Source organism: Acinetobacter sp. SFB (genome assembly GCF_001647545.1).
Taxonomy (GTDB): Bacteria; Pseudomonadota; Gammaproteobacteria; order Pseudomonadales; family Moraxellaceae; genus Acinetobacter.
Map to the genome: position 1 here is coordinate 80,225 of NZ_LSZH01000012.1, position 18,075 is coordinate 98,299.

Genomic DNA, 18,075 nt, shown 5'->3' on the forward strand with positions numbered 1-18,075 from the left:
ATGACTGATGCAACACAATTGACGGATGAGTACTGGATGCAGTTTGCTTGTGAGCAAGCTGCTATTGCAGCCTCGAAACAAGAGATTCCTGTTGGTGCGATTATTGTCAGTCAGAATCAAATTATTGGCGCAGGCTACAATGCGCCCATTTCTTTGAATGATCCCACTGCACATGCAGAAGTTCAGGCCTTGCGTCAAGCTTGCTCCAATCTTAATAATTACCGTCTTCCGGAAGATTCGGTTCTTTATGTGACTTTGGAGCCCTGTACTATGTGTGTCGGGGCTTTAATTCATGCACGTGTAGCTAAAGTGGTTTTTGGTGCAACCGAACCTAAAGCAGGTTCCTTGATCAGTGCGCGCAAGTTATTTGAAACAGGGTATTATAATCATCAGTTTGATGTTGAAGCTGGATGCTTAAATGAGCAATGTTCCCAACAGCTGAGTGATTTTTTTAAAATGCGTCGTGAGCAAAAACGACTGCAGCGATTACAAGAAAAGTCTTTAAATGATCAGAATTATTAATAAATAATGTAAAATAGAATGACAATAAGTATTGTCAAATAAAATTTAGGATTAAGTCATGAATTCCATTCAGATAAAAAAAGAATTTAACGCACCCATTGAGCAAGTTTTTGATTTGTTGTCAAAACACTCCACTTATAATGTGGCTTTCGCACCGATTCAGGTAGAACGAATCAAAGACTCCGCAGATCCTGAACGTCCCGATGGTATTGGTTCAGTGCGTCGTATGGGTTTTGGTCCAGTAAAACTGCTGCAAGAACAAATTACCTTGCTTGAACCTAATCAGCGTATCGAATACCAGATTATTAAAAATCCTTTAGTGAAACATCATTTAGGGATTATTGAGTTTGAAGCAAAAGATGCTGACAAAACTTTAGTGACCTACACCATTGAATTACAGGCGCGAGCACCTTTTGTAAGTAAATTAATCCTTGCACAGCTTAAATCTGCGATTAAACTAGGTTTTTCAAAATTAGCTAAAACTGTATAGCGTAAAGTGGAAAATTAATGACAGTTCAAATTATTACTATCGATGGTCCAAGTGGTTCTGGAAAGGGTACACTTGCGGCTAAACTGGCTGCACACTATCAATTTCATTTACTGGATTCCGGTGCTTTATATCGTTTGCTGGGGCTGTCATTACATCAACAAGGCTTGTTAGATTGTCTAGATTCAGCACTTGATCAGTGCATTAAAATTGCAACAAATTTAGACATAAAGTTTGTTACAAATGAAACGGGTACTCAAGTTCAACTTGAAGGTGAAGATGTAACTCAAACCATTCGTACTGAACGCGTGGGCGAGTTTGCTTCAAAAGTTGCTGCAATTCCTGAGCTTAGAGCGGCTCTTTTGGAGCGTCAACGTGCTTTCGCGCAAGAACCGGGCTTAGTTGCAGATGGCCGCGACATGGCCACTTCTATTTTTCCTGAGGCTCAAGCCAAGATTTACCTGACTGCTTCGGCTGAATCGCGAGCAGCACGACGTGTAAAGCAGTTGCAGGGTATGGGGCTAGATGTTAAAATAAACGACATTTTAGCTAATATACAAGCTCGAGACAAACGAGATATGGAACGTACAGTCGCTCCACTCAAGCCAGCAGCAGATGCATATATCATTGATAGTTCAGAATTGGGCATCGATGAGGTATTCCAGTTGATGACCAATTTTGTCGAAAAGCAATTAGCCAATTAAAGAATTTTCAGCCAAAGCATAGCTAGATCAGTTTATTACGGACTATGTGGAAGCTTTATTAAACCGGCCTTGTCTGATCCAAGACCGCTGAACTTTATCAGGTATATCATGACCGAATCTTTTGCAGCCCTCTTTGAAGAAAGCGTATTAAATTTCAACGTTGAAAAGGGTGCTGTCATCCAAGGCGTTGTCGTAAGCATCGACTCTGACTGGGTAACAGTTGACACTGGCCTTAAATCAGAAGGTATTGTTGACCGCGCTGAATTCTTAAATGACCAACGTGAACTTGAAGTTCAAGTTGGTGATACTGTTGATGTTGTTGTTGAAGCTCTTGACAACGGTATGGGTCAAACAGTTCTTTCACGCGAAAAAGCAAAACGCGCTGAAACTTGGACTAAACTTGAAAAAATCTTTGAAGACGGCGAAATCGTTACTGGTGTTATCTCTGGTAAGGTTAAAGGCGGTTTCACTGTTGACATCGGTCCAGTTCGTGCATTCCTTCCAGGTTCTTTGGTAGACACTCGTCCTATTCGTGATACTACTCACTTAGAAGGTAAAGAGTTAGAATTCAAAGTAATCAAACTTGACGCTAAACGTAACAACGTTGTTGTTTCACGTCGTGCGGTAATGGAAGCTGAATCTTCAGCTGACCGTGAAGCTCTTCTTGCTCAGCTTGAAGAAGGCCAAACAGTTACTGGTACTATCAAGAACCTTACTGATTACGGCGCATTCGTTGACCTTGGCGGTATCGATGGTCTTCTTCACATCACTGATATGGCTTGGAAACGCATCAAGCATCCTTCAGAAGTTGTTGAAGTGGGTCAAGAAGTTACTGTTAAAGTACTTAAATTTGACCGTGAACGTAACCGCGTATCTTTAGGCCTTAAACAATTAGGCGAAGATCCATGGTTAGCGATCATGAACCGTTACCCTAAAGGTTCAATCGTTAAAGCTCGCGTAACTAACCTTACTGATTACGGTTGTTTCGCTGAAATTGCTGAAGGCGTTGAAGGTTTAGTACACGTTTCAGAAATGGATCACACTAACAAAAACATCCACCCATCTAAAGTTGTTCAGATTGGTGATGAAGTTGATGTTATGGTTCTTGAAGTTGATGAAGAACGTCGTCGTATTTCTCTTGGTATCAAACAAACTCGTGCTAATCCATGGGAAGAGTTTGCTAAAGACCACGACAAAGGCGAAAAAGTTTCTGGTACGATCAAATCTATCACTGACTTTGGTATCTTCATCGGTTTACCAGGCGGTATCGATGGTCTAGTTCACTTATCTGATATTTCTTGGAACGAACAAGGCGAAGAAGCTATCCGTCGTTACAAGAAAGGTGACACTGTTGAAGCGGTTATCTTGTCTGTAGATGCTGAAGGCAACCGTATCAGCCTTGGTATCAAACAAATGAACAATGATCCGTTCAATGATTTCTTGGCAACTAACGAACGCGGTGCTTTGGTTAAAGGTACTGTGACTGCTGTTGACGCTAAAGGCGCAACTGTTAAGTTAGCTGACGAAGTTGAAGCATCTCTTAAAGCTTCTGAAATCAATCGCGATCGCGTTGAAGATGCAACTAAATTCTTGGAAGTTGGTCAAGAAGTTGAAGCTAAAATCATCAATGTAGATCGTAAATCACGCTCTATCAACTTGTCTATCAAAGCGAAAGACGAAGCTGAAGAGAAAGAAGCAGTTGCTAGCTTGAAAACAGCAACAACTACTTCAGAAAATGGTCCTAAGACTATTGGTGATTTGATCAAAGCTCAAATGGGTAACTAAGTAGGCGTTAAAATGTATTGTTAATGTAAGTTAACTAATACTTTTTACACAAATACTGTAAACGGTAGCGTAGTATTAACTTATTGCGCTACCGTTTTGTATTTAAACACGTTATTATCGGATCATCTACAAAGTAGCTTGATAATTAAAGAGGTCGCAGATGACTACGGAAGCGTTAAATAAGTCTGACTTAATAGAGCGAATTTCCCTTAAAAATCCACACTTAGCAGAACCTTTGGTCGAAGAAGCTGTTAAAATTATGATTGATCAAATGATAGCTGCATTATCATCTGATAATCGGATTGAAATTCGTGGTTTTGGCAGTTTTGCTTTGCATCACCGTGATCCACGTGTGGGGCGTAATCCTAAAACAGGAAAGTCTGTTGAAGTTGCTGCAAAAGCAGTTCCACACTTTAAACCTGGTAAAGCATTACGTGATGCAGTAAACGAATCTGCAGAGTAATAAAAAATTCCAAAAAGGGGTGTTTATGCGTTACGTATTGGTTGCTTTGCTAATTGTACTGTTTGGCTATTCACTGGCTTTGGTTTTACAAAATGGTACTGAATTAAGTGTAGATCTGTTATTTACCCAAGTTCCTGCTATGCGTTTAGGTTTATTGTTATTACTCACTTTAGCTTTAGGTCTGGCGTTGGGTTTATTATTAGGTGTGCAAATTTTCCGAGTATTTCAAAATAATTGGGAAATTAAACGATTGCGTAAAGACATTGAACATCTTCGGAAAGAGCAAATTCAAACTGCCCAGTTTGCTGCTGCTGAAGCTGCAGCTCATACTAGGCATGAAAAAACTGTATTAGATATTACCAACGAAAATAAAAGCCCATTATAATGGGCTTTCTTTTTGTCTCACCGAAGGTAAATTCTCTTGAGTATCATTGTTGCACTGGATGCTAAAAGCCAATATGACGCGTTAACCATTGCAGAGCAATTAGACCCTGCATTATGTCGAATAAAAGTTGGTAAAGAGTTATTTACCCATGAAGGTCCAAGTGTAGTTAAGGCACTGCAGGATAAAGGCTTTGAAGTGTTCCTCGATTTGAAGTTCCATGATATTCCAAATACCACGGCCCAAGCTGTTTGTGCAGCAGCGGATCTTGGTGTGTGGATGGTGAATGTACACGCATCAGGTGGTCGTAAGATGATGGAAACCTGTGCAGAGCGTTTAAAAGCAGGGAAGTACCAGACTCAATTGATTGCTGTGACTGTATTGACTTCTATGGGGCGTGATGACTTAAAGGATGTCGGTTTAGATGTTGAACCCTTTGAACAGGTAAAACGCCTTGCTAAACTCACTCAAGACAGTGGCTTGGATGGAGTGGTCTGTTCTGCACAAGAAGCCAAAATGCTTCGTGAAACATTGGGTCAGCATTTTGCTTTAGTCACTCCAGGTATTCGCCCAGCAGGTTCAAATGCAGATGATCAAAAACGTATTGTGACTCCCCAGCAAGCGATGCTTGATGGTTCAACACATTTGGTGATTGGTCGTCCGATTACTCAATCAGAAAATCCGAGCCAGACTTTGAAAGATATTTTGGCGACAATGTAATCTGAATTTGATGTATTCAAAAGCCGACTTAATGTCGGCTTTTTTGTTTTAAGGCTTTTAAATCTTCCCTGACGCTCCTTTTTCCAAAGGAGGAGGATAATCCCTAAATGGAAGTGAAGGATTTAGTCAGATTATTTATAAAGCAGCCAGCACACTCACTAGAATCGGTGCAAGTATAGAAAGAATAAAGCCACTGACCATGGCATGCGGAATAAACTCATTGCCACAAGCTTGTTTAACCATAGGGAGGGTGACGTCCATTGCAGTTGCTGCAGCGGATGAAATCGCAGAACGTGGATAACGCCATCCAATGCTATACATCAGTACAATCGCAATAATTTCTCTGAATAAATCATTCATTAATGCAATGCTGCCAAGCTCGGCACTTTTTAATTCAGTCACCACAATGCCCGTCATGGAATAAAAACCATAACCTTGTGACAGCATAATCAGATCTTTTAAGCTGATATCTTTCACAATTGCTGCGGTAAAAAATGCACCGACTAATGAACCGAAAATACAGCCGATTGGTACAAGCATGATTTTCCAGTTCAGCCATGAGCGATCGAGCGGGGAATATGCTAAATCCAAACCAATCAAGAACATGAAAATGAGCAGAAGATTCCAGGTGCTCACATGCAAGTTGTAATCAAAATGATTAAATATTTCAGCTAGTCCATAGCCTAATGCGAGTGCAATAAAGGCATAACTAATGTTAAGCAGAGATTTAACTAATAACTCTGCGGATACTTTACCTTGTGCGGGTTGATAGCCAATACTTTTAAACAGGATATAGCAGCACAGAAAAGCACCGAGTGAGGTTGCAATTGAGAGTATCAGTGCATTGGATAAAATTTGCAGTGGGCTGCTTATGCTGTGTAGGGTTTGAGAAAATTCAATCGCGATGGCAATCAGGAGTATGTAAGTAAAATAGGGCAGAACTTTAAAGGCTAAACTTTCTAACCATTGAGGAAGTTTACGTGCAAGAACGAAGCCAAGGAATAAGCAGAGAAGAAGTTGAATGATCAACCAGAGCGATTGCATAGAAAAAGTCGGCAGGTGAAAAGACACCTGCGTATTATGGCCATTAAGTATTTAGGCTGCACGACTTCCCGATGTTTTATTTAGCAAGCGGTAATCGGCTGGATTAAGTTTTTGGGTTTTTAACCAATATTTCCATGTATAAGTAGGCCAAAGTGCAAAGTTTTTACCGCTATCTTGCTGATACCAGCTCACACATCCAGATTGCCAAACCGTTCCATTTAGCAGGGTTTGCACCTCTGCGTTGAATTGGTCTTGGACTTGGTTTTTCACCACAATGGCATGGCTATGGGTGTGTTTAACCAATTGAATCATTTGTAAGATGTAATTGATTTGGGACTCAATCATAAAGATAACCGAGTTATGTGCCAAAACTGTATTGGGTCCTAAAAGCTGGAAAAAATTTGGAAAACCTTTGGTGCAAATTCCATAAAAGCTTTCCGCACCATCATGCCAGGCTTCTCGTAAATCGAGACCATTTTCTCCAGTGCATTTAAATGATTTTAAATAGATACGTGGGTCGGTAATAAAGCCTGTTCCATAAATCAGGCAATCAATTGCACGTTCTTTGCCATCTTTGGTAATGAGGCTGTTGGTGGTTAGTTCTTGAATGTCATCGGTAACGAGTTCGACATTGCGCCGATTAAAGGTTGGGTAGTATTTATTGGACACTAAAATTCGCTTACAACCCATAATGTAATTCGGTGTGAGTTTTTGCGCCAGGCTTTTATCTTTCACTTGATATTTAATGTAGGCTTCCGCGAGTTTCTGGGTGTATTTCATCACAGTGGGTTTAACAATAGGCACTACGCGTGATTCATTTGACCAATAGAGACGTGCACGATGCAACTTTCTAAACCAATCAAACTTATCGAACAGCTTTTTTTCTAAACTTGAATAATTACGTTCATCGCGTGGAATGACCCAAGCTGCGGTACGTTGAAGTACATACAGTTGCTTCACTTTGGAGGCGATTTCAGGAATATATTGAATAGCACTCCCCCCCGTACCAATGGATGCAACATTCTTATTGCTGAGATCGTATTGATGATCCCATTGCGATGAATGAAAAATTTTGCCCTGAAAATTTTCAATGCCTTTAATGTTGGGGATTTGCGGCACATGTAAAGGACCAGATGCGAAAACCACAAATTGTGCAATCAGGGTTTCATTATTATTTAATGTCAGTTTCCAGTCGCAACTTTGCTGATTGTATTCTGCCGCCAAGACTTCACAATTAAATTGGCAGTATTTTTTTAAATCATAGTCGGTAATTAAGTCTTGTATATATTTAAAGATTTCAGGTGCTTCAGCATAGCGCTTTGACCAGTCACTTTTAGGGGCAAAAGAAAGTGAATACATATGTGATTGCACATCACACGCTGCACCAGGATATTGGTTTTCGCGCCAGGTACCGCCGACATCATTGGCTTTTTCTAAAATGATGAAATCTTGAATATTATTTTGTAATAAACGAATGGCCATGGCTAAACCACCAAACCCTGCGCCAATAATGGCAACTTGAGTTTGTTGTGCTATTTGCTTACTTTGAGTTACATCACGCATTTTTTATTTGCCTTATATTTCTATTTTCTTCTAGCTTAAATGAATAGCGCAGTCAGCAACATGATAGGTATGACAAAAAAATTGATAGATTCGGCAATTTGCAAGCGTGAAATTTTATAGTAAAAATGGTCATATTCATTTAATTAGATAATGCTATGAAACGATCAATTCTTGGCTTGATGTATTTAATTCAAGGCATGCGTAGAGCAGGGATTGCAGTTGATCAAAAACTTCACAGTATTGGGCTGCGTGCTGATGCCTTGGATCCAGCTTCAATTATTCATCCGAGTTTAGAGTGGGATGTGCTAAAAGTTATTGGACAAGATGTTGCACCTGAAAAAGGTCTGTTTATTGGGCAGCATTATGCACTTGCTGGCTATGGCCCTTTGCTGATGCTGTTGGTGACCAGTGAAAATGTGCGTACAGTTTTAGAGCAAGGTATTTTATATCAATCTTTAACCCATCTAACTGGGGCTTTAAGCTTGAAATATACAGAACATAAAGTTGCTTTGTGCTATGCGCCACAAGATTTAAACAGTGATCTAGGCATACTGCGAGCGCAATGTGAAGTTTCAGGAACGCATAAATTCATTCAAGATCTTTATAAAATGATGGGATTAAACATTCCTAAAATCCATATTGAATTGCCATTTTTACGACCAGAAAACCAAGAGTTCTTAAACAACTATCATGATTACTATGGTTCAGACTTAGGATTTGGTTCAAAGTGTGCAGAATTCTGGTTTGATGATGCAGTACTGAATGTTCAGATTCCATCTGCAGATAAAATGACTTTTAAAATTTATGAAAGCAAATGTCTGGCTGAATTAGAGCGCTTAAAAGTGGATGAACAAATTCCTTCATTGGTGCAACGGGTGCAGAATTATTTGGAATTACAACAAGGTGTGATGCCAACGATGGCAGAAACGGCACAAGCCTTGCAAATTCCAGAGCGTACCTTGCGTCATCAATTGCAGCAATTACAAAGCAGTTATAAACAAATACGTGAACAACTGATTAAAGACAAGGCGTTAAGGTTGATAGAATATAAAGAATATTCCATTGAAATGATTGCTGAGTTACTGGGCTATTCAGAGCCGGCGGCTTTTAATCATGCCTTTAAAAGGTGGTTTGGACATAGTCCACGCCAATACTTTAAATAGCCTAAGTCTATTAATGCCAAAGTGTTATATCTTCCCTTCCAAACTTCGCTATACTTTCAATAGCCTAAAATAGTATTCAATCATATGTCAGACTTAAACTCTAAGCACAGCACCGCCTTTATTCCTTTGTCACCTGCAGAACGTTATGCGCAAGCGATCTCTTCTGGTCAGTTCATGCCGGATGATGCACAGGCACAAGCTGTGCATGAGTTGGATCGTGTTTGGCAAGAATTATTGCAGCGATTCAAGGCATCGAAAAAAGCTTTCCGTCGATTCCGTCGCCAAACCTCTCCTAAAGGTGTGTATATGTGGGGCGGTGTAGGGCGTGGGAAAACCTGGTTAATGGATCAGTTTTTTGATTCAATTCCTTTTCGCCGCAAAATGCGCATGCATTTCCATCATTTTATGCAGCATGTGCATCGTGAATTAAACAAATTATCCGGACAGCGTAATCCACTTGAGTTGGTGGCTGATCAAATTTATAAAGAAGCCGTTGTGATTTGCTTTGATGAGTTTTTTGTATCCAACGTAACAGATGCGATGATTCTAAGTGAATTGTTCCAAAAATTATTTGAGCGCGGGATTACACTGGTTGCAACATCCAACATTGCTCCAGACGGTTTGTATAAAAACGGGATTCATCGTGACCGTTTTATTCCTACCATTGAGATGGTGAAAAAGCACTGTGTCGTGCTGAATGTCGATGCAGGGGTAGATTATCGTTTACGCGTGCTTAAACAGGCGCAATTGTTTAAATCTCCCCTAACGCATGATCATAGAAACTGGATCGCCCAGCGTTTTACAGCTTTGACCCAAACGCAAAAAATTTCCCAAGAGCCGATTATCATTAATAACCGTATTGTGGAAACAGTGGGGCATACTGAAGACGTTTTATGGTGTGAATTTTCAGAGTTGTGTTTCAAACCACGTAGTCCGGCAGACTTTATTGAAATCGCCAATATCTATAACACCGTGCTGGTGAGTAACGTGCCGCATTTAACAGACTACTTGTCGGAAGGCGCACGTCGTTTTATTTATCTAGTCGATGAGTTTTATGATCGTGGGGTAAAACTGTTATTAACTTCTGAAGATTCGATTATTGAAATTTATCAAGGTGAAAAATTAGCCTTTGAAATTGAACGCACGCGTTCACGTTTACTGGAAATGCAGTCCGATGAGTATCTGAATGCGGAACACAAGCTTATACAGAATATAGAATCATCAACGAATTAAAAACAGGCGCCAGAAATGGCGCTTTTTTATGGCTAAAAAATATATGCTTAGTCGACGTTTAAGACTGGTCATTGTTTAATCTTTGCTCTATAACTATACCAATGTTGGGTTTAACTGCTGTTTTTATCCATAAATCTGCACTTAAGTCTAATTTCGACATTTCAAAAACTTTATAAACTGTAAAAAGGTATTCAAGTTGATGATGACATTGCATTTGTGAGCTATATTTTATTTAATAATATGCACATTTATTTTATAAAAAATGATCACTATTTAGCAATGTGATAGTACTATTCAGCTAGATTTAAATCGGTATACTAGAATCTCTTGTTATAAAAAGTAGCAATATCAGGAAAGACAATGACTGCACGTATTCAAAAAGGCAAGTTAGCGATTGCTAAAGAACTCTACGATTTCATCGAAAATGAAGCATTACCAGGTTCTGGTTTAGACAGCGAAACATACTGGAAAAACTTCGAGCAAGTCGTTGTTGATCTTAGTCCCAAGAATAAGGCGCTTTTGGCTAAGCGTGAAGATCTTCAGGCTAAAATTGATGAATGGCACCGCAACAATAAATTTGAATTAGAAGCTTACAAAGCTTTCCTTACAGAAATTGGCTACTTATTACCAGAAGTAGAAGATTTCAAAATCAGCACAGAAAATGTCGACGAAGAGATCGCACTTTTGGCTGGTCCACAACTTGTAGTACCTGTACGTAATGCACGTTATTGCTTGAACGCGGCAAATGCGCGTTGGGGTTCTTTATACGATGCACTTTACGGTTTCGACGTGATCCCTGAAGAAGATGGCGCGGAAAAAGGTAAGGGTTATAACCCGGTACGTGGCGAAAAAGTAATTGCATTCGCGAAAAACTTCTTAAATGAAAATTTCCCGTTGGCAAATGGTTCACATGCAGATGCAACGCAATATACAGTAGAGCACAATGCCCTGGTTGTGACTTTAAAAGATGGTTCTACCACCACTTTAGCGCACCAAGCTCAATTCGTTGGTTATAACGGCGAAGCTGCGGTACCGACTGAAATTGTATTTAAAAATAATGGATTGCATGTAATTATTGAAATTGATGCGACCAGTCCGATTGGTCAAACAGATGCCGCTGGCGTTAAAGACTTAGTGCTTGAAGCAGCTGTAACCACCATCCAAGATTTAGAAGATTCGATTGCTGCAGTAGATGCAGAAGAAAAAGTAGAAGGCTACCGTAACTGGTTGGGCTTGATGCGTGGCACGCTCGAAGAATCAATCGAGAAAAATGGCAAAACTGTTACTCGTGCATTGAACAAAGACCGTACGCATAAAAACCTGATTGGTGGCGTGACCTCTATTCATGGTCGTTCACTCATGCTTCTTCGTAATGTGGGTCATCTAATGACCAATCCAGCCATTCTTGTAGATGGTGCGGAAATTTATGAAGGCATCATGGATGCGTTGGTTACACCATTGTTGTCTTTTGCAGACATTAAAGGTGAAAACGAAATCAAGAACTCGCGTAAAGGTTCTATGTATATCGTTAAACCCAAAATGCATGGTCCTGAAGAAGTTGCTTTTGCAGTTGAACTGTTTGAGCGTGCTGAACAAGTATTAGGTTTACCTGCTAAAACGCTTAAAATCGGTATCATGGATGAAGAGCGTCGTACTTCGGTAAACTTGAAAAACTGTATCGCTCAAGCGAAAGACCGTACCATCTTCATTAACACAGGTTTCATGGATCGTACCGGTGACGAAATCCATACCTTCATGGAAGCGGGTCCTTTCGTTCGTAAAGGCGAAGTAAAAGGCCAAATCTGGTTCCCTGCGTATGAAAACCGTAACGTGATGATTGGTCTTCAGGCTGGCTTACGTGGTAAAGCACAAATTGGTAAGGGCATGTGGCCAAAACCAGACATGCTGCTCGACATGTATAAAACTAAAACTGAACATCCAGAAGCGGGTGCAAGCTGTGCATGGGTGCCATCACCAGCAGGTGCGGTGATTCATGCGATTCACTATCATCAAATCAATGTTGCAAAGCGTCAGCAAGAGTTACTTGCGACTGAAGCATTGCCACTTGATGATTTGTTGACACCTCCATTGGCTAAAGACACTAACTGGTCTGAAGACGAAAAGACCAAAGAGCTTGAAAATAACTGTCAGGGTATCTTGGGTTATGTAGTTCGTTGGGTTGATTTGGGCGTAGGTTGTTCTAAGGTTCTCGATATTAACAATGTGGGTTTGATGGAAGACCGTGCAACTTTGCGTATCTCTTCACAACACGTTGCCAACTGGTTGCGTCACGGTATTGTTACGCGTGCACAAGTTGAAGAAGTGATGCAGCGTATGGCAAAAATTGTGGATGAGCAGAATGCCAATGATCCACTTTACACCCCAATGTCGAATGACTTTGAAAACAACATTGCATTCCAAGCTGCATCTGATTTAATCTTTAAAGGGGGTCAACAGCCCTCAGGTTATACTGAACCTCTATTGCATGCAGCACGTTTAAAATTAAAAGGTTATACAGGTGATTAATCCTGTGAACTGAATAAAAAAGCCTCCTTGTGAGGCTTTTTTTGTATATGATCGGCACATAATAACGGAGTATAAATCATGTATTTTTGGCGTACCGATCAACTGATCAAAGATTTGAAACAAAACAGCATCACTCACGCCGAATTTAAAAATTATTATCTAATCAGTGGTATTTTGATTTTATTGAGTTTTTTTGTTTTAAGTCAGACTGGGGTGGATGAGCTTAAAATTAGTTTGGCCGGATTTGTTATCAATTTAGGCTTATTGATCAGTTGGATTAATGCTGCTTTCAAAGCCAATGGTGGTGAAAAAGGTCATGCATTCTTAAACCGTTTTATTGCGCTATATTTACCGATTACCATCAAAATTACTATTTTTGCTATTGTGGGAATGATCTGTTATGAACTAATCTTTAGCTTTTTTAAAGATCGATTTAATGACGCTGAACTTGCACATATTGATGCAATCGAAAGCGTCGTGGTTGACATAGCCACTTCATTTTTAATTTACTGGCGTATCTTTGTTGCCATCAAAAAAGTGAACAGTTGATTTTGATCAGGGAATAATGAAACCTCACTTCGGGATATCTTTCCCAATTATTCTGTTTGATTACAGAGACAGGTCAAAGGAATACTTCATTTCTTGGGAAAAAAATCTGGATTAGGAAGTTTTAAGGACCAATGGAGTCTGGAAGCATTTAACTTTACACATTGGTTGACGATTCCCAACGACCTAATACAGTCATACTTATACCGTTAAGGATATAATCGAATCAGTTTAATTTAATACTTATGCTATGTGCGCAAACTTCAAACCCTTGACACTCAAACAATTGCAGGATTTAAAGTTACCGGATATTCCTTTTGAATATCCACAAGAAGTCTATCCGGGTTATGACTTGCCTTTATTGTTTAAATCATCACAAGGTCTTGAATGGCGTAAAGTGATGTTTGGTCTGGTACCGAAATGGGCAGAAGATAAAACCATTGCATCTAAAACCTATAATGCCCGCAATGAGACTTTATCTCAGAAACCAACCTTTAATAATGCTTTAATGAAATATAAGTTTGGTGTGATTCCTGTGGTCGAGTTTTACGAATCTAAATATTTTGATCATAAGCCACAGCGTTGGGGGATACGTCGGAAAGATGGTCAAGCTGTTTTTATTGCCGCACTTTATGAAATTTGTAAGATTGGGGATGAAGTGGTTCGTTCAGCCACTATGATTACAATGAATGCAATTGATCATCCCATGATGAAAGAATTTCATGAGCCGGGAAATATTAAACGCTCAGTGATAGTTATTCCTCACGAGCGTTTAGATGAATGGTTAAGTTGGAAATCTCCAGATATCCGATCATTTGTAGACGGGTTTCCTGAAGAGGAATTTGAATGTTCACATGTACCTAAAGCAAAAATTGAGAAAATAAGTCCTCAATTAAATTTTTTCGATTAAGCCGAGCTTAACGTGCTAAATTTTTGAAAATATGCTTGAGGCTTTCGATCATTTTTTCAATTTGTAATGGGGTCAAACCATCAAAAGATTGTTCCAAAACTACATTGGAGAGGTCATTAATCTTTTGGGTCATTTGTTGCCCTTTTTCAGTTAATAAAACTCGGGTAATTCGGGCATCATCTTCACATGAATAAGTGTCTACTAATCCTTCATCTTTCAGGCGATATACAATTTTGGTTGTGGTCGACATTTTAGAAATAATCATTTCAGAAAGATCGGACACACTTGCATGCGATTTCGATTTCAATGCAAGCAAAATACGACGACGAGAATTGTCTAAACCATATTTTTTCAAGGCATGATCGACATTCTGTACATGTTGAGCATGGACTTGACTAACCCAATAATATGGAAAATTATCTAAACTAAAATCTTCCACACAAGGTAGAAATTTACTATATTTTTTTGTCATGAATATTTTTTCCTGATCTATTGTTGTAATTGTATTTTATTATTGTAACCATTTTGTGAGAAATTTTGAATCAAAATTATTTATAATACGTCTTTTCGTTAAAGCAAAAAAATACCTCCTCATTAAATTTCTTAGATGAAACTTCACTTAATGCGCTAGATTTTTGAAAATATGTCTAAGGCTTTCCATCATTTTTTCAATTTGTAATGGGGTTAAGCCTTCAAAAGATTGTTCTAAAACCACATTAGTGAGATCGTTAATTTTCTGGGTCATTTGTTGTCCTTTTTCCGTTAACACTACACGGGTAATTCGGGCATCATCTTCACATGAGTAAGTATCAACTAATCCTTCATCTTTTAGGCGATATACAATTTTGGTTGTGGTCGACATTTTAGAAATAATCATGTCAGAAAGATCGGACACACTTGCATGCGGTTTGGATTTTAAAGACAGCAAAATTCGTCGACGAGAATTATCTAAACCATATTTTTTTAAGACATGATCGACGTTTTGGACGTATTGAGCATGTACTTGGGTAACCCAATAATAGGGAAAATTATCTAAACTAAAATTTTCCATAGAAGGTAAAAACTTACTGAATTTTTTTGTCATGATAAAAGCTCCCCTAATTCATTGTTGTAATTGTAATTTTTCATTGAAGAACATTTTATTCTAAAGCCATTTAGATTCGCAATACATATTGAATTATTTTTATTGCTAATTAATATATATTAAGTTTTTCCTAATGCAATGGGAACTTATATTTATAAATTTCCTTATACGAATCAAAATTAAGCATGCTCATCTAGAAGGGATAGGCTGTAACTGTCTTGATCTTGATGAAAGCCTATGTATACCTACGACCTGAACTTGATATTGATCAAATGATAATTTAAATGAAGATAACCATGTTCATAGTTAGTATTAGCAATGGTTTTCGACGTGTTATTGAAGGTTAATGCTTTTTCATTTGTCATAGTAAATAATCCTGTAAGTATTCTGATTGGATTAGGGACTTATGCATCTAAGTTTGGCTATCGATTATTGAAATTGAACAATCTTGGCTGTATTTCATTCTAGTGAAAAAAATAGTTTTGAAAACTGATCTTTTTAACAAAAAATTTCTGATAGTGGCTTCATAAGTCTAATAAAACGAAATTTTATCAATTAAATATTATGTTAAATTTCATAAAAACAATAACTTATATTGTAATATTTAATTTTTTTAATCATGCAAACGGGTTTGCATATTTGATATGAAAATCAAAAAATCAGACGAATAGATGAAATAAGTCACAAAATAGATGTGTGTTTTATACAGATTGGTATTTTTATGATTAAAAATATAAAAAATTAATTACAAATTTTGTAGATTGTGCATAATTAATTTATCTATTGTTGAACAGGGCATATTTATGGATCCGTCGCCGTGCAGATCTACGTTTATTTTTAACCAAATTCAGGGAATCGGAGATATAAACTAATGGAGTTTTTATTAGATCCTGGAATTTGGGTGGGTTTACTTACCCTGATTGTATTAGAAATCGTTTTAGGTATTGATAACCTAGTCTTTATTGCCATTTTGGCAGAAAAACTTCCTCCAGAACAACGTGATAAAGCACGTGTAATGGGTCTTTCCCTCGCTTTATTCATGCGTTTGGGTTTATTGTTTGCCATCTCTTGGTTAGTCACCTTGACTAAACCGCTTATTACAGTCTTTGATTGGACTTTCTCAGGTCGAGATCTCATTCTTTTATTTGGTGGTTTGTTCCTATTGTATAAAGCAGTAAGCGAATTGCATGAAAGAATGGAAGGGAAACCTGAAGTTAAAATTACAACGAATGTTGTTTATGCAAGTTTTACAGCAGTTGTAGCGCAAATTGTAGTGTTGGATGCTGTATTTTCTTTAGATTCAGTCATTACCGCCATTGGTATGGTCGACAACATCTATGTAATGATGGTAGCGATGATTGTGGCTATGGCTGTAATGTTACTTGCTTCCAAACCATTAACTGATTTTGTAAATCGTCATCCGACCGTAATTATTCTTTGTCTAAGCTTCTTACTATTAATTGGTATTAGTTTGATTGCCGAAGGTTTTGGTTTCCATATTCCAAAAGGCTATATCTACTCAGGTATTGGCGTTGCGATTGTGATTGAAGCTTTCAATCAGTTTACTCAGCGTAATACTACAAAGCATGAATCAAAGATTCCATTGCGCCACCGTACTGCGGATTCCATCTTGAGATTGATGGGCGGAAAAATGGAAACTGTCACTGACAGCGCTCAGCACTTTGAAGCTCAAGAAGCTTTTGCCGATGAAGAACGTTATATGATTGGTGGGGTATTAACTCTGGCAGAGAGGTCAGTCGCTTCAATCATGACCCCACGAAATCAAATTTCTTGGGTAGACCTTGATGATGCGCCTGAACAAATTCGTGAACAGGTGCTCGCTGTACCGCATAGCTTATTTCCAGTTTGTCGCGGCAGCTTGGATAAGGTCTTGAGTGTGGTTCGTGCCAAAGAGCTTCTAGATGTACTGGAAGATGATGAACAACTTAAAGCTTTAATCAAACGCCATCGTCCGATCTATATTTTTGAAAAAATGAAAGTGATTGATGCGATTAATACCTTACGTACTTCTAAAGGCTCATTGGTTTTAGTCAGTGATGAATTTGGTAATGTTCAAGGTTTGATTTCTCCACTCGATGTGTTTGAAGCCATTGCCGGAGAATTCCCCGATGCGGATGAACAGCTCGATTTAGTGAAAATTGATGACCATACTTGGAAGGCATCCGGCATGCTGGATGTGTATCAGCTTGAATTAGAGTTGGGCATGATAGATTTAGTTGAAGAGGATGCAGGCTATATCAGTCTTGCAGGTCTGATTCTAGATAAAACTCATGGAGAAGTGAACGTGGGTACTCAGCTTGAGTATCAGGGTGTGCACTTTGAGGTGACTGAACTGGATGATAATCGAATTAAATCTATTTCAATTGTGCGTCGCTAGAAGGTAATTGAAGATACTCGAAAGAAATAATCAGTATTTTGAATAGTTTCCTTTTTAACTCTTTTAAAAACCCAATAGACAGGTGCTGTTGGGTTTTTTATCATTTTAATCTATCTTTTTATAGATTGAAAATAAGTTGAATTGTGAGGTGATGCTATCCTGGCTGCAAAATAAACCAATTTTTGTATTAAGCTCCAGGGTGGATATTTTGTCAGCTTATGGTAAAAGCAATAGAGGCCTTAGTACTGCCATTGGGGTCTCAATCAATTATCGAATCCGATATCCGACGATTCCTTTATGGTTTATGCCTACAGTGATACAGCCCAAGATTTATATGCTTTTTGCAACTTGTTCACAGGATTTTTTCCACGTAAATGTAAACAGACTCCTCAAGAATATTTACAGGTTTTAGATATTATTCAGCAGTGTAAAAATGAGCTGCAAAAGCGCAGTAAAGGTATCTTTATCCATTCAAGTGGAATGCCGCAAACAACACCTGCGGATATTCAATGCTTAAGCAATACTTAATCTATGGTTAGAACGGC

18 protein-coding genes are annotated in these 18,075 nt (G+C 38.6%); 14 read left to right on the forward strand and 4 right to left on the reverse strand.

Annotation, left to right across the window (positions count from 1 at the left end; all coding sequences use genetic code 11):
* From tadA to pyrF, 7 genes are all read left to right on the forward strand, one after another.
* Positions 1-522: a tRNA adenosine(34) deaminase TadA gene (gene tadA, locus AY606_RS07730; RefSeq protein WP_067866801.1), complete on the forward strand. Its 522-nt coding sequence runs from the start codon at positions 1-3 to the stop codon at positions 520-522.
* 58 nt (positions 523-580) lie between these two features.
* Entirely contained in the window at positions 581-1,012 is a 432-nt protein-coding gene (locus AY606_RS07735; protein WP_067866803.1) for an SRPBCC family protein, read from the forward strand.
* Between the two features lie 17 nt (positions 1,013-1,029).
* The gene (gene cmk, locus AY606_RS07740) at positions 1,030-1,713 is read left to right on the forward strand and encodes a (d)CMP kinase (protein WP_067866805.1); all 684 of its coding nucleotides are present in this window, start codon (positions 1,030-1,032) and stop codon (positions 1,711-1,713) included.
* A 108-nt stretch (positions 1,714-1,821) separates the two neighbouring features.
* Positions 1,822-3,498 carry a 30S ribosomal protein S1 gene (gene rpsA / locus AY606_RS07745; protein ID WP_067866807.1) on the forward strand — a complete coding sequence of 559 codons (1,677 nt, stop codon included), beginning with the start codon at positions 1,822-1,824 and terminating at the stop codon, positions 3,496-3,498.
* Positions 3,499-3,658: 160 nt separating this feature from the next.
* Positions 3,659-3,961, forward strand: coding sequence for an integration host factor subunit beta (locus AY606_RS07750; RefSeq protein ID WP_004648770.1), 303 nt, complete (start codon positions 3,659-3,661; stop codon positions 3,959-3,961).
* A 25-nt stretch (positions 3,962-3,986) separates the two neighbouring features.
* Positions 3,987-4,346 carry a lipopolysaccharide assembly protein LapA domain-containing protein gene (locus AY606_RS07755; protein ID WP_067866808.1) on the forward strand — a complete coding sequence of 120 codons (360 nt, stop codon included), beginning with the start codon at positions 3,987-3,989 and terminating at the stop codon, positions 4,344-4,346.
* Between the two features lie 36 nt (positions 4,347-4,382).
* Entirely contained in the window at positions 4,383-5,063 is a 681-nt protein-coding gene (gene pyrF / locus AY606_RS07760) for an orotidine-5'-phosphate decarboxylase (RefSeq protein WP_067866810.1), read from the forward strand.
* 135 nt (positions 5,064-5,198) lie between these two features.
* On the opposite strand, the gene AY606_RS07765 is transcribed toward pyrF, so the two are convergent.
* A complete protein-coding gene (locus tag AY606_RS07765; protein ID WP_067866812.1) occupies positions 5,199-6,107 on the reverse strand; it encodes a LysO family transporter in 909 nt (302 codons plus the stop codon).
* Between the two features lie 51 nt (positions 6,108-6,158).
* Positions 6,159-7,670 carry a flavin-containing monooxygenase gene (locus tag AY606_RS07770; RefSeq protein ID WP_067866813.1) on the reverse strand — a complete coding sequence of 504 codons (1,512 nt, stop codon included), beginning with the start codon at positions 7,668-7,670 and terminating at the stop codon, positions 6,159-6,161.
* Positions 7,671-7,825: 155 nt separating this feature from the next.
* Here AY606_RS07770 and AY606_RS07775 point away from each other — a divergent pair, with 155 nt between their 5' ends.
* From AY606_RS07775 to AY606_RS07795, 5 genes are all read left to right on the forward strand, one after another.
* Positions 7,826-8,833: an AraC family transcriptional regulator gene (locus AY606_RS07775; protein ID WP_067866815.1), complete on the forward strand. Its 1,008-nt coding sequence runs from the start codon at positions 7,826-7,828 to the stop codon at positions 8,831-8,833.
* 84 nt (positions 8,834-8,917) lie between these two features.
* Positions 8,918-10,066, forward strand: coding sequence for a cell division protein ZapE (gene zapE, locus AY606_RS07780; protein ID WP_067866817.1), 1,149 nt, complete (start codon positions 8,918-8,920; stop codon positions 10,064-10,066).
* Between the two features lie 360 nt (positions 10,067-10,426).
* On the forward strand, positions 10,427-12,592 hold the full coding sequence (locus AY606_RS07785; RefSeq protein WP_067866819.1) for a malate synthase G: 2,166 nt from the start codon (positions 10,427-10,429) through the stop codon (positions 12,590-12,592).
* 78 nt (positions 12,593-12,670) lie between these two features.
* Entirely contained in the window at positions 12,671-13,141 is a 471-nt protein-coding gene (locus AY606_RS07790) for a hypothetical protein (protein ID WP_067866821.1), read from the forward strand.
* 247 nt (positions 13,142-13,388) lie between these two features.
* A complete protein-coding gene (locus AY606_RS07795) occupies positions 13,389-14,048 on the forward strand; it encodes an SOS response-associated peptidase family protein (protein WP_067866823.1) in 660 nt (219 codons plus the stop codon).
* Between the two features lie 7 nt (positions 14,049-14,055).
* On the opposite strand, the gene AY606_RS07800 is transcribed toward AY606_RS07795, so the two are convergent.
* Together AY606_RS07800 and AY606_RS07805 are read right to left on the reverse strand one after the other, a co-directional pair.
* Positions 14,056-14,520 carry a MarR family winged helix-turn-helix transcriptional regulator gene (locus tag AY606_RS07800; RefSeq protein WP_067866825.1) on the reverse strand — a complete coding sequence of 155 codons (465 nt, stop codon included), beginning with the start codon at positions 14,518-14,520 and terminating at the stop codon, positions 14,056-14,058.
* A gap of 147 nt (positions 14,521-14,667) precedes the next feature.
* Complete coding sequence (locus AY606_RS07805) at positions 14,668-15,132, reverse strand: MarR family winged helix-turn-helix transcriptional regulator (protein WP_067866827.1); 465 nt, start codon at positions 15,130-15,132, stop codon at positions 14,668-14,670.
* Between the two features lie 871 nt (positions 15,133-16,003).
* Here AY606_RS07805 and AY606_RS07810 point away from each other — a divergent pair.
* The gene (locus AY606_RS07810; RefSeq protein WP_067866828.1) at positions 16,004-17,530 is read left to right on the forward strand and encodes a TerC family protein; all 1,527 of its coding nucleotides are present in this window, start codon (positions 16,004-16,006) and stop codon (positions 17,528-17,530) included.
* A 297-nt stretch (positions 17,531-17,827) separates the two neighbouring features.
* On the forward strand, positions 17,828-18,058 hold the full coding sequence (locus AY606_RS07815) for a hypothetical protein (protein WP_067866830.1): 231 nt from the start codon (positions 17,828-17,830) through the stop codon (positions 18,056-18,058).
* The last annotated feature ends 17 nt before the right edge of the window (positions 18,059-18,075 follow it).

Excerpts from the sequence above, each read along its gene's own strand:
- rpsA (WP_067866807.1), top strand. The coding sequence starts at position 1,822 with ATGACCGAATCTTTTGCAGCCCTCTTTGAAGAAAGCGTATTAAATTTC.
- AY606_RS07790 (WP_067866821.1), top strand. The coding sequence starts at position 12,671 with ATGTATTTTTGGCGTACCGATCAACTGATCAAAGATTTGAAACAAAAC.
- AY606_RS07770 (WP_067866813.1), bottom strand. The coding sequence starts at position 7,670 with ATGCGTGATGTAACTCAAAGTAAGCAAATAGCACAACAAACTCAAGTT.
- AY606_RS07735 (WP_067866803.1), top strand. The coding sequence starts at position 581 with ATGAATTCCATTCAGATAAAAAAAGAATTTAACGCACCCATTGAGCAA.
- AY606_RS07815 (WP_067866830.1), top strand. The coding sequence starts at position 17,828 with ATGGTTTATGCCTACAGTGATACAGCCCAAGATTTATATGCTTTTTGC.
- AY606_RS07805 (WP_067866827.1), bottom strand. The coding sequence starts at position 15,132 with ATGACAAAAAAATTCAGTAAGTTTTTACCTTCTATGGAAAATTTTAGT.
- AY606_RS07810 (WP_067866828.1), top strand. The coding sequence starts at position 16,004 with ATGGAGTTTTTATTAGATCCTGGAATTTGGGTGGGTTTACTTACCCTG.
- AY606_RS07785 (WP_067866819.1), top strand. The coding sequence starts at position 10,427 with ATGACTGCACGTATTCAAAAAGGCAAGTTAGCGATTGCTAAAGAACTC.
- AY606_RS07755 (WP_067866808.1), top strand. The coding sequence starts at position 3,987 with ATGCGTTACGTATTGGTTGCTTTGCTAATTGTACTGTTTGGCTATTCA.
- AY606_RS07795 (WP_067866823.1), top strand. The coding sequence starts at position 13,389 with ATGTGCGCAAACTTCAAACCCTTGACACTCAAACAATTGCAGGATTTA.
- tadA (WP_067866801.1), top strand. The coding sequence starts at position 1 with ATGACTGATGCAACACAATTGACGGATGAGTACTGGATGCAGTTTGCT.
- AY606_RS07765 (WP_067866812.1), bottom strand. The coding sequence starts at position 6,107 with ATGCAATCGCTCTGGTTGATCATTCAACTTCTTCTCTGCTTATTCCTT.
- zapE (WP_067866817.1), top strand. The coding sequence starts at position 8,918 with ATGTCAGACTTAAACTCTAAGCACAGCACCGCCTTTATTCCTTTGTCA.
- AY606_RS07750 (WP_004648770.1), top strand. The coding sequence starts at position 3,659 with ATGACTACGGAAGCGTTAAATAAGTCTGACTTAATAGAGCGAATTTCC.
- cmk (WP_067866805.1), top strand. The coding sequence starts at position 1,030 with ATGACAGTTCAAATTATTACTATCGATGGTCCAAGTGGTTCTGGAAAG.
- AY606_RS07775 (WP_067866815.1), top strand. The coding sequence starts at position 7,826 with ATGAAACGATCAATTCTTGGCTTGATGTATTTAATTCAAGGCATGCGT.
- AY606_RS07800 (WP_067866825.1), bottom strand. The coding sequence starts at position 14,520 with ATGACAAAAAAATATAGTAAATTTCTACCTTGTGTGGAAGATTTTAGT.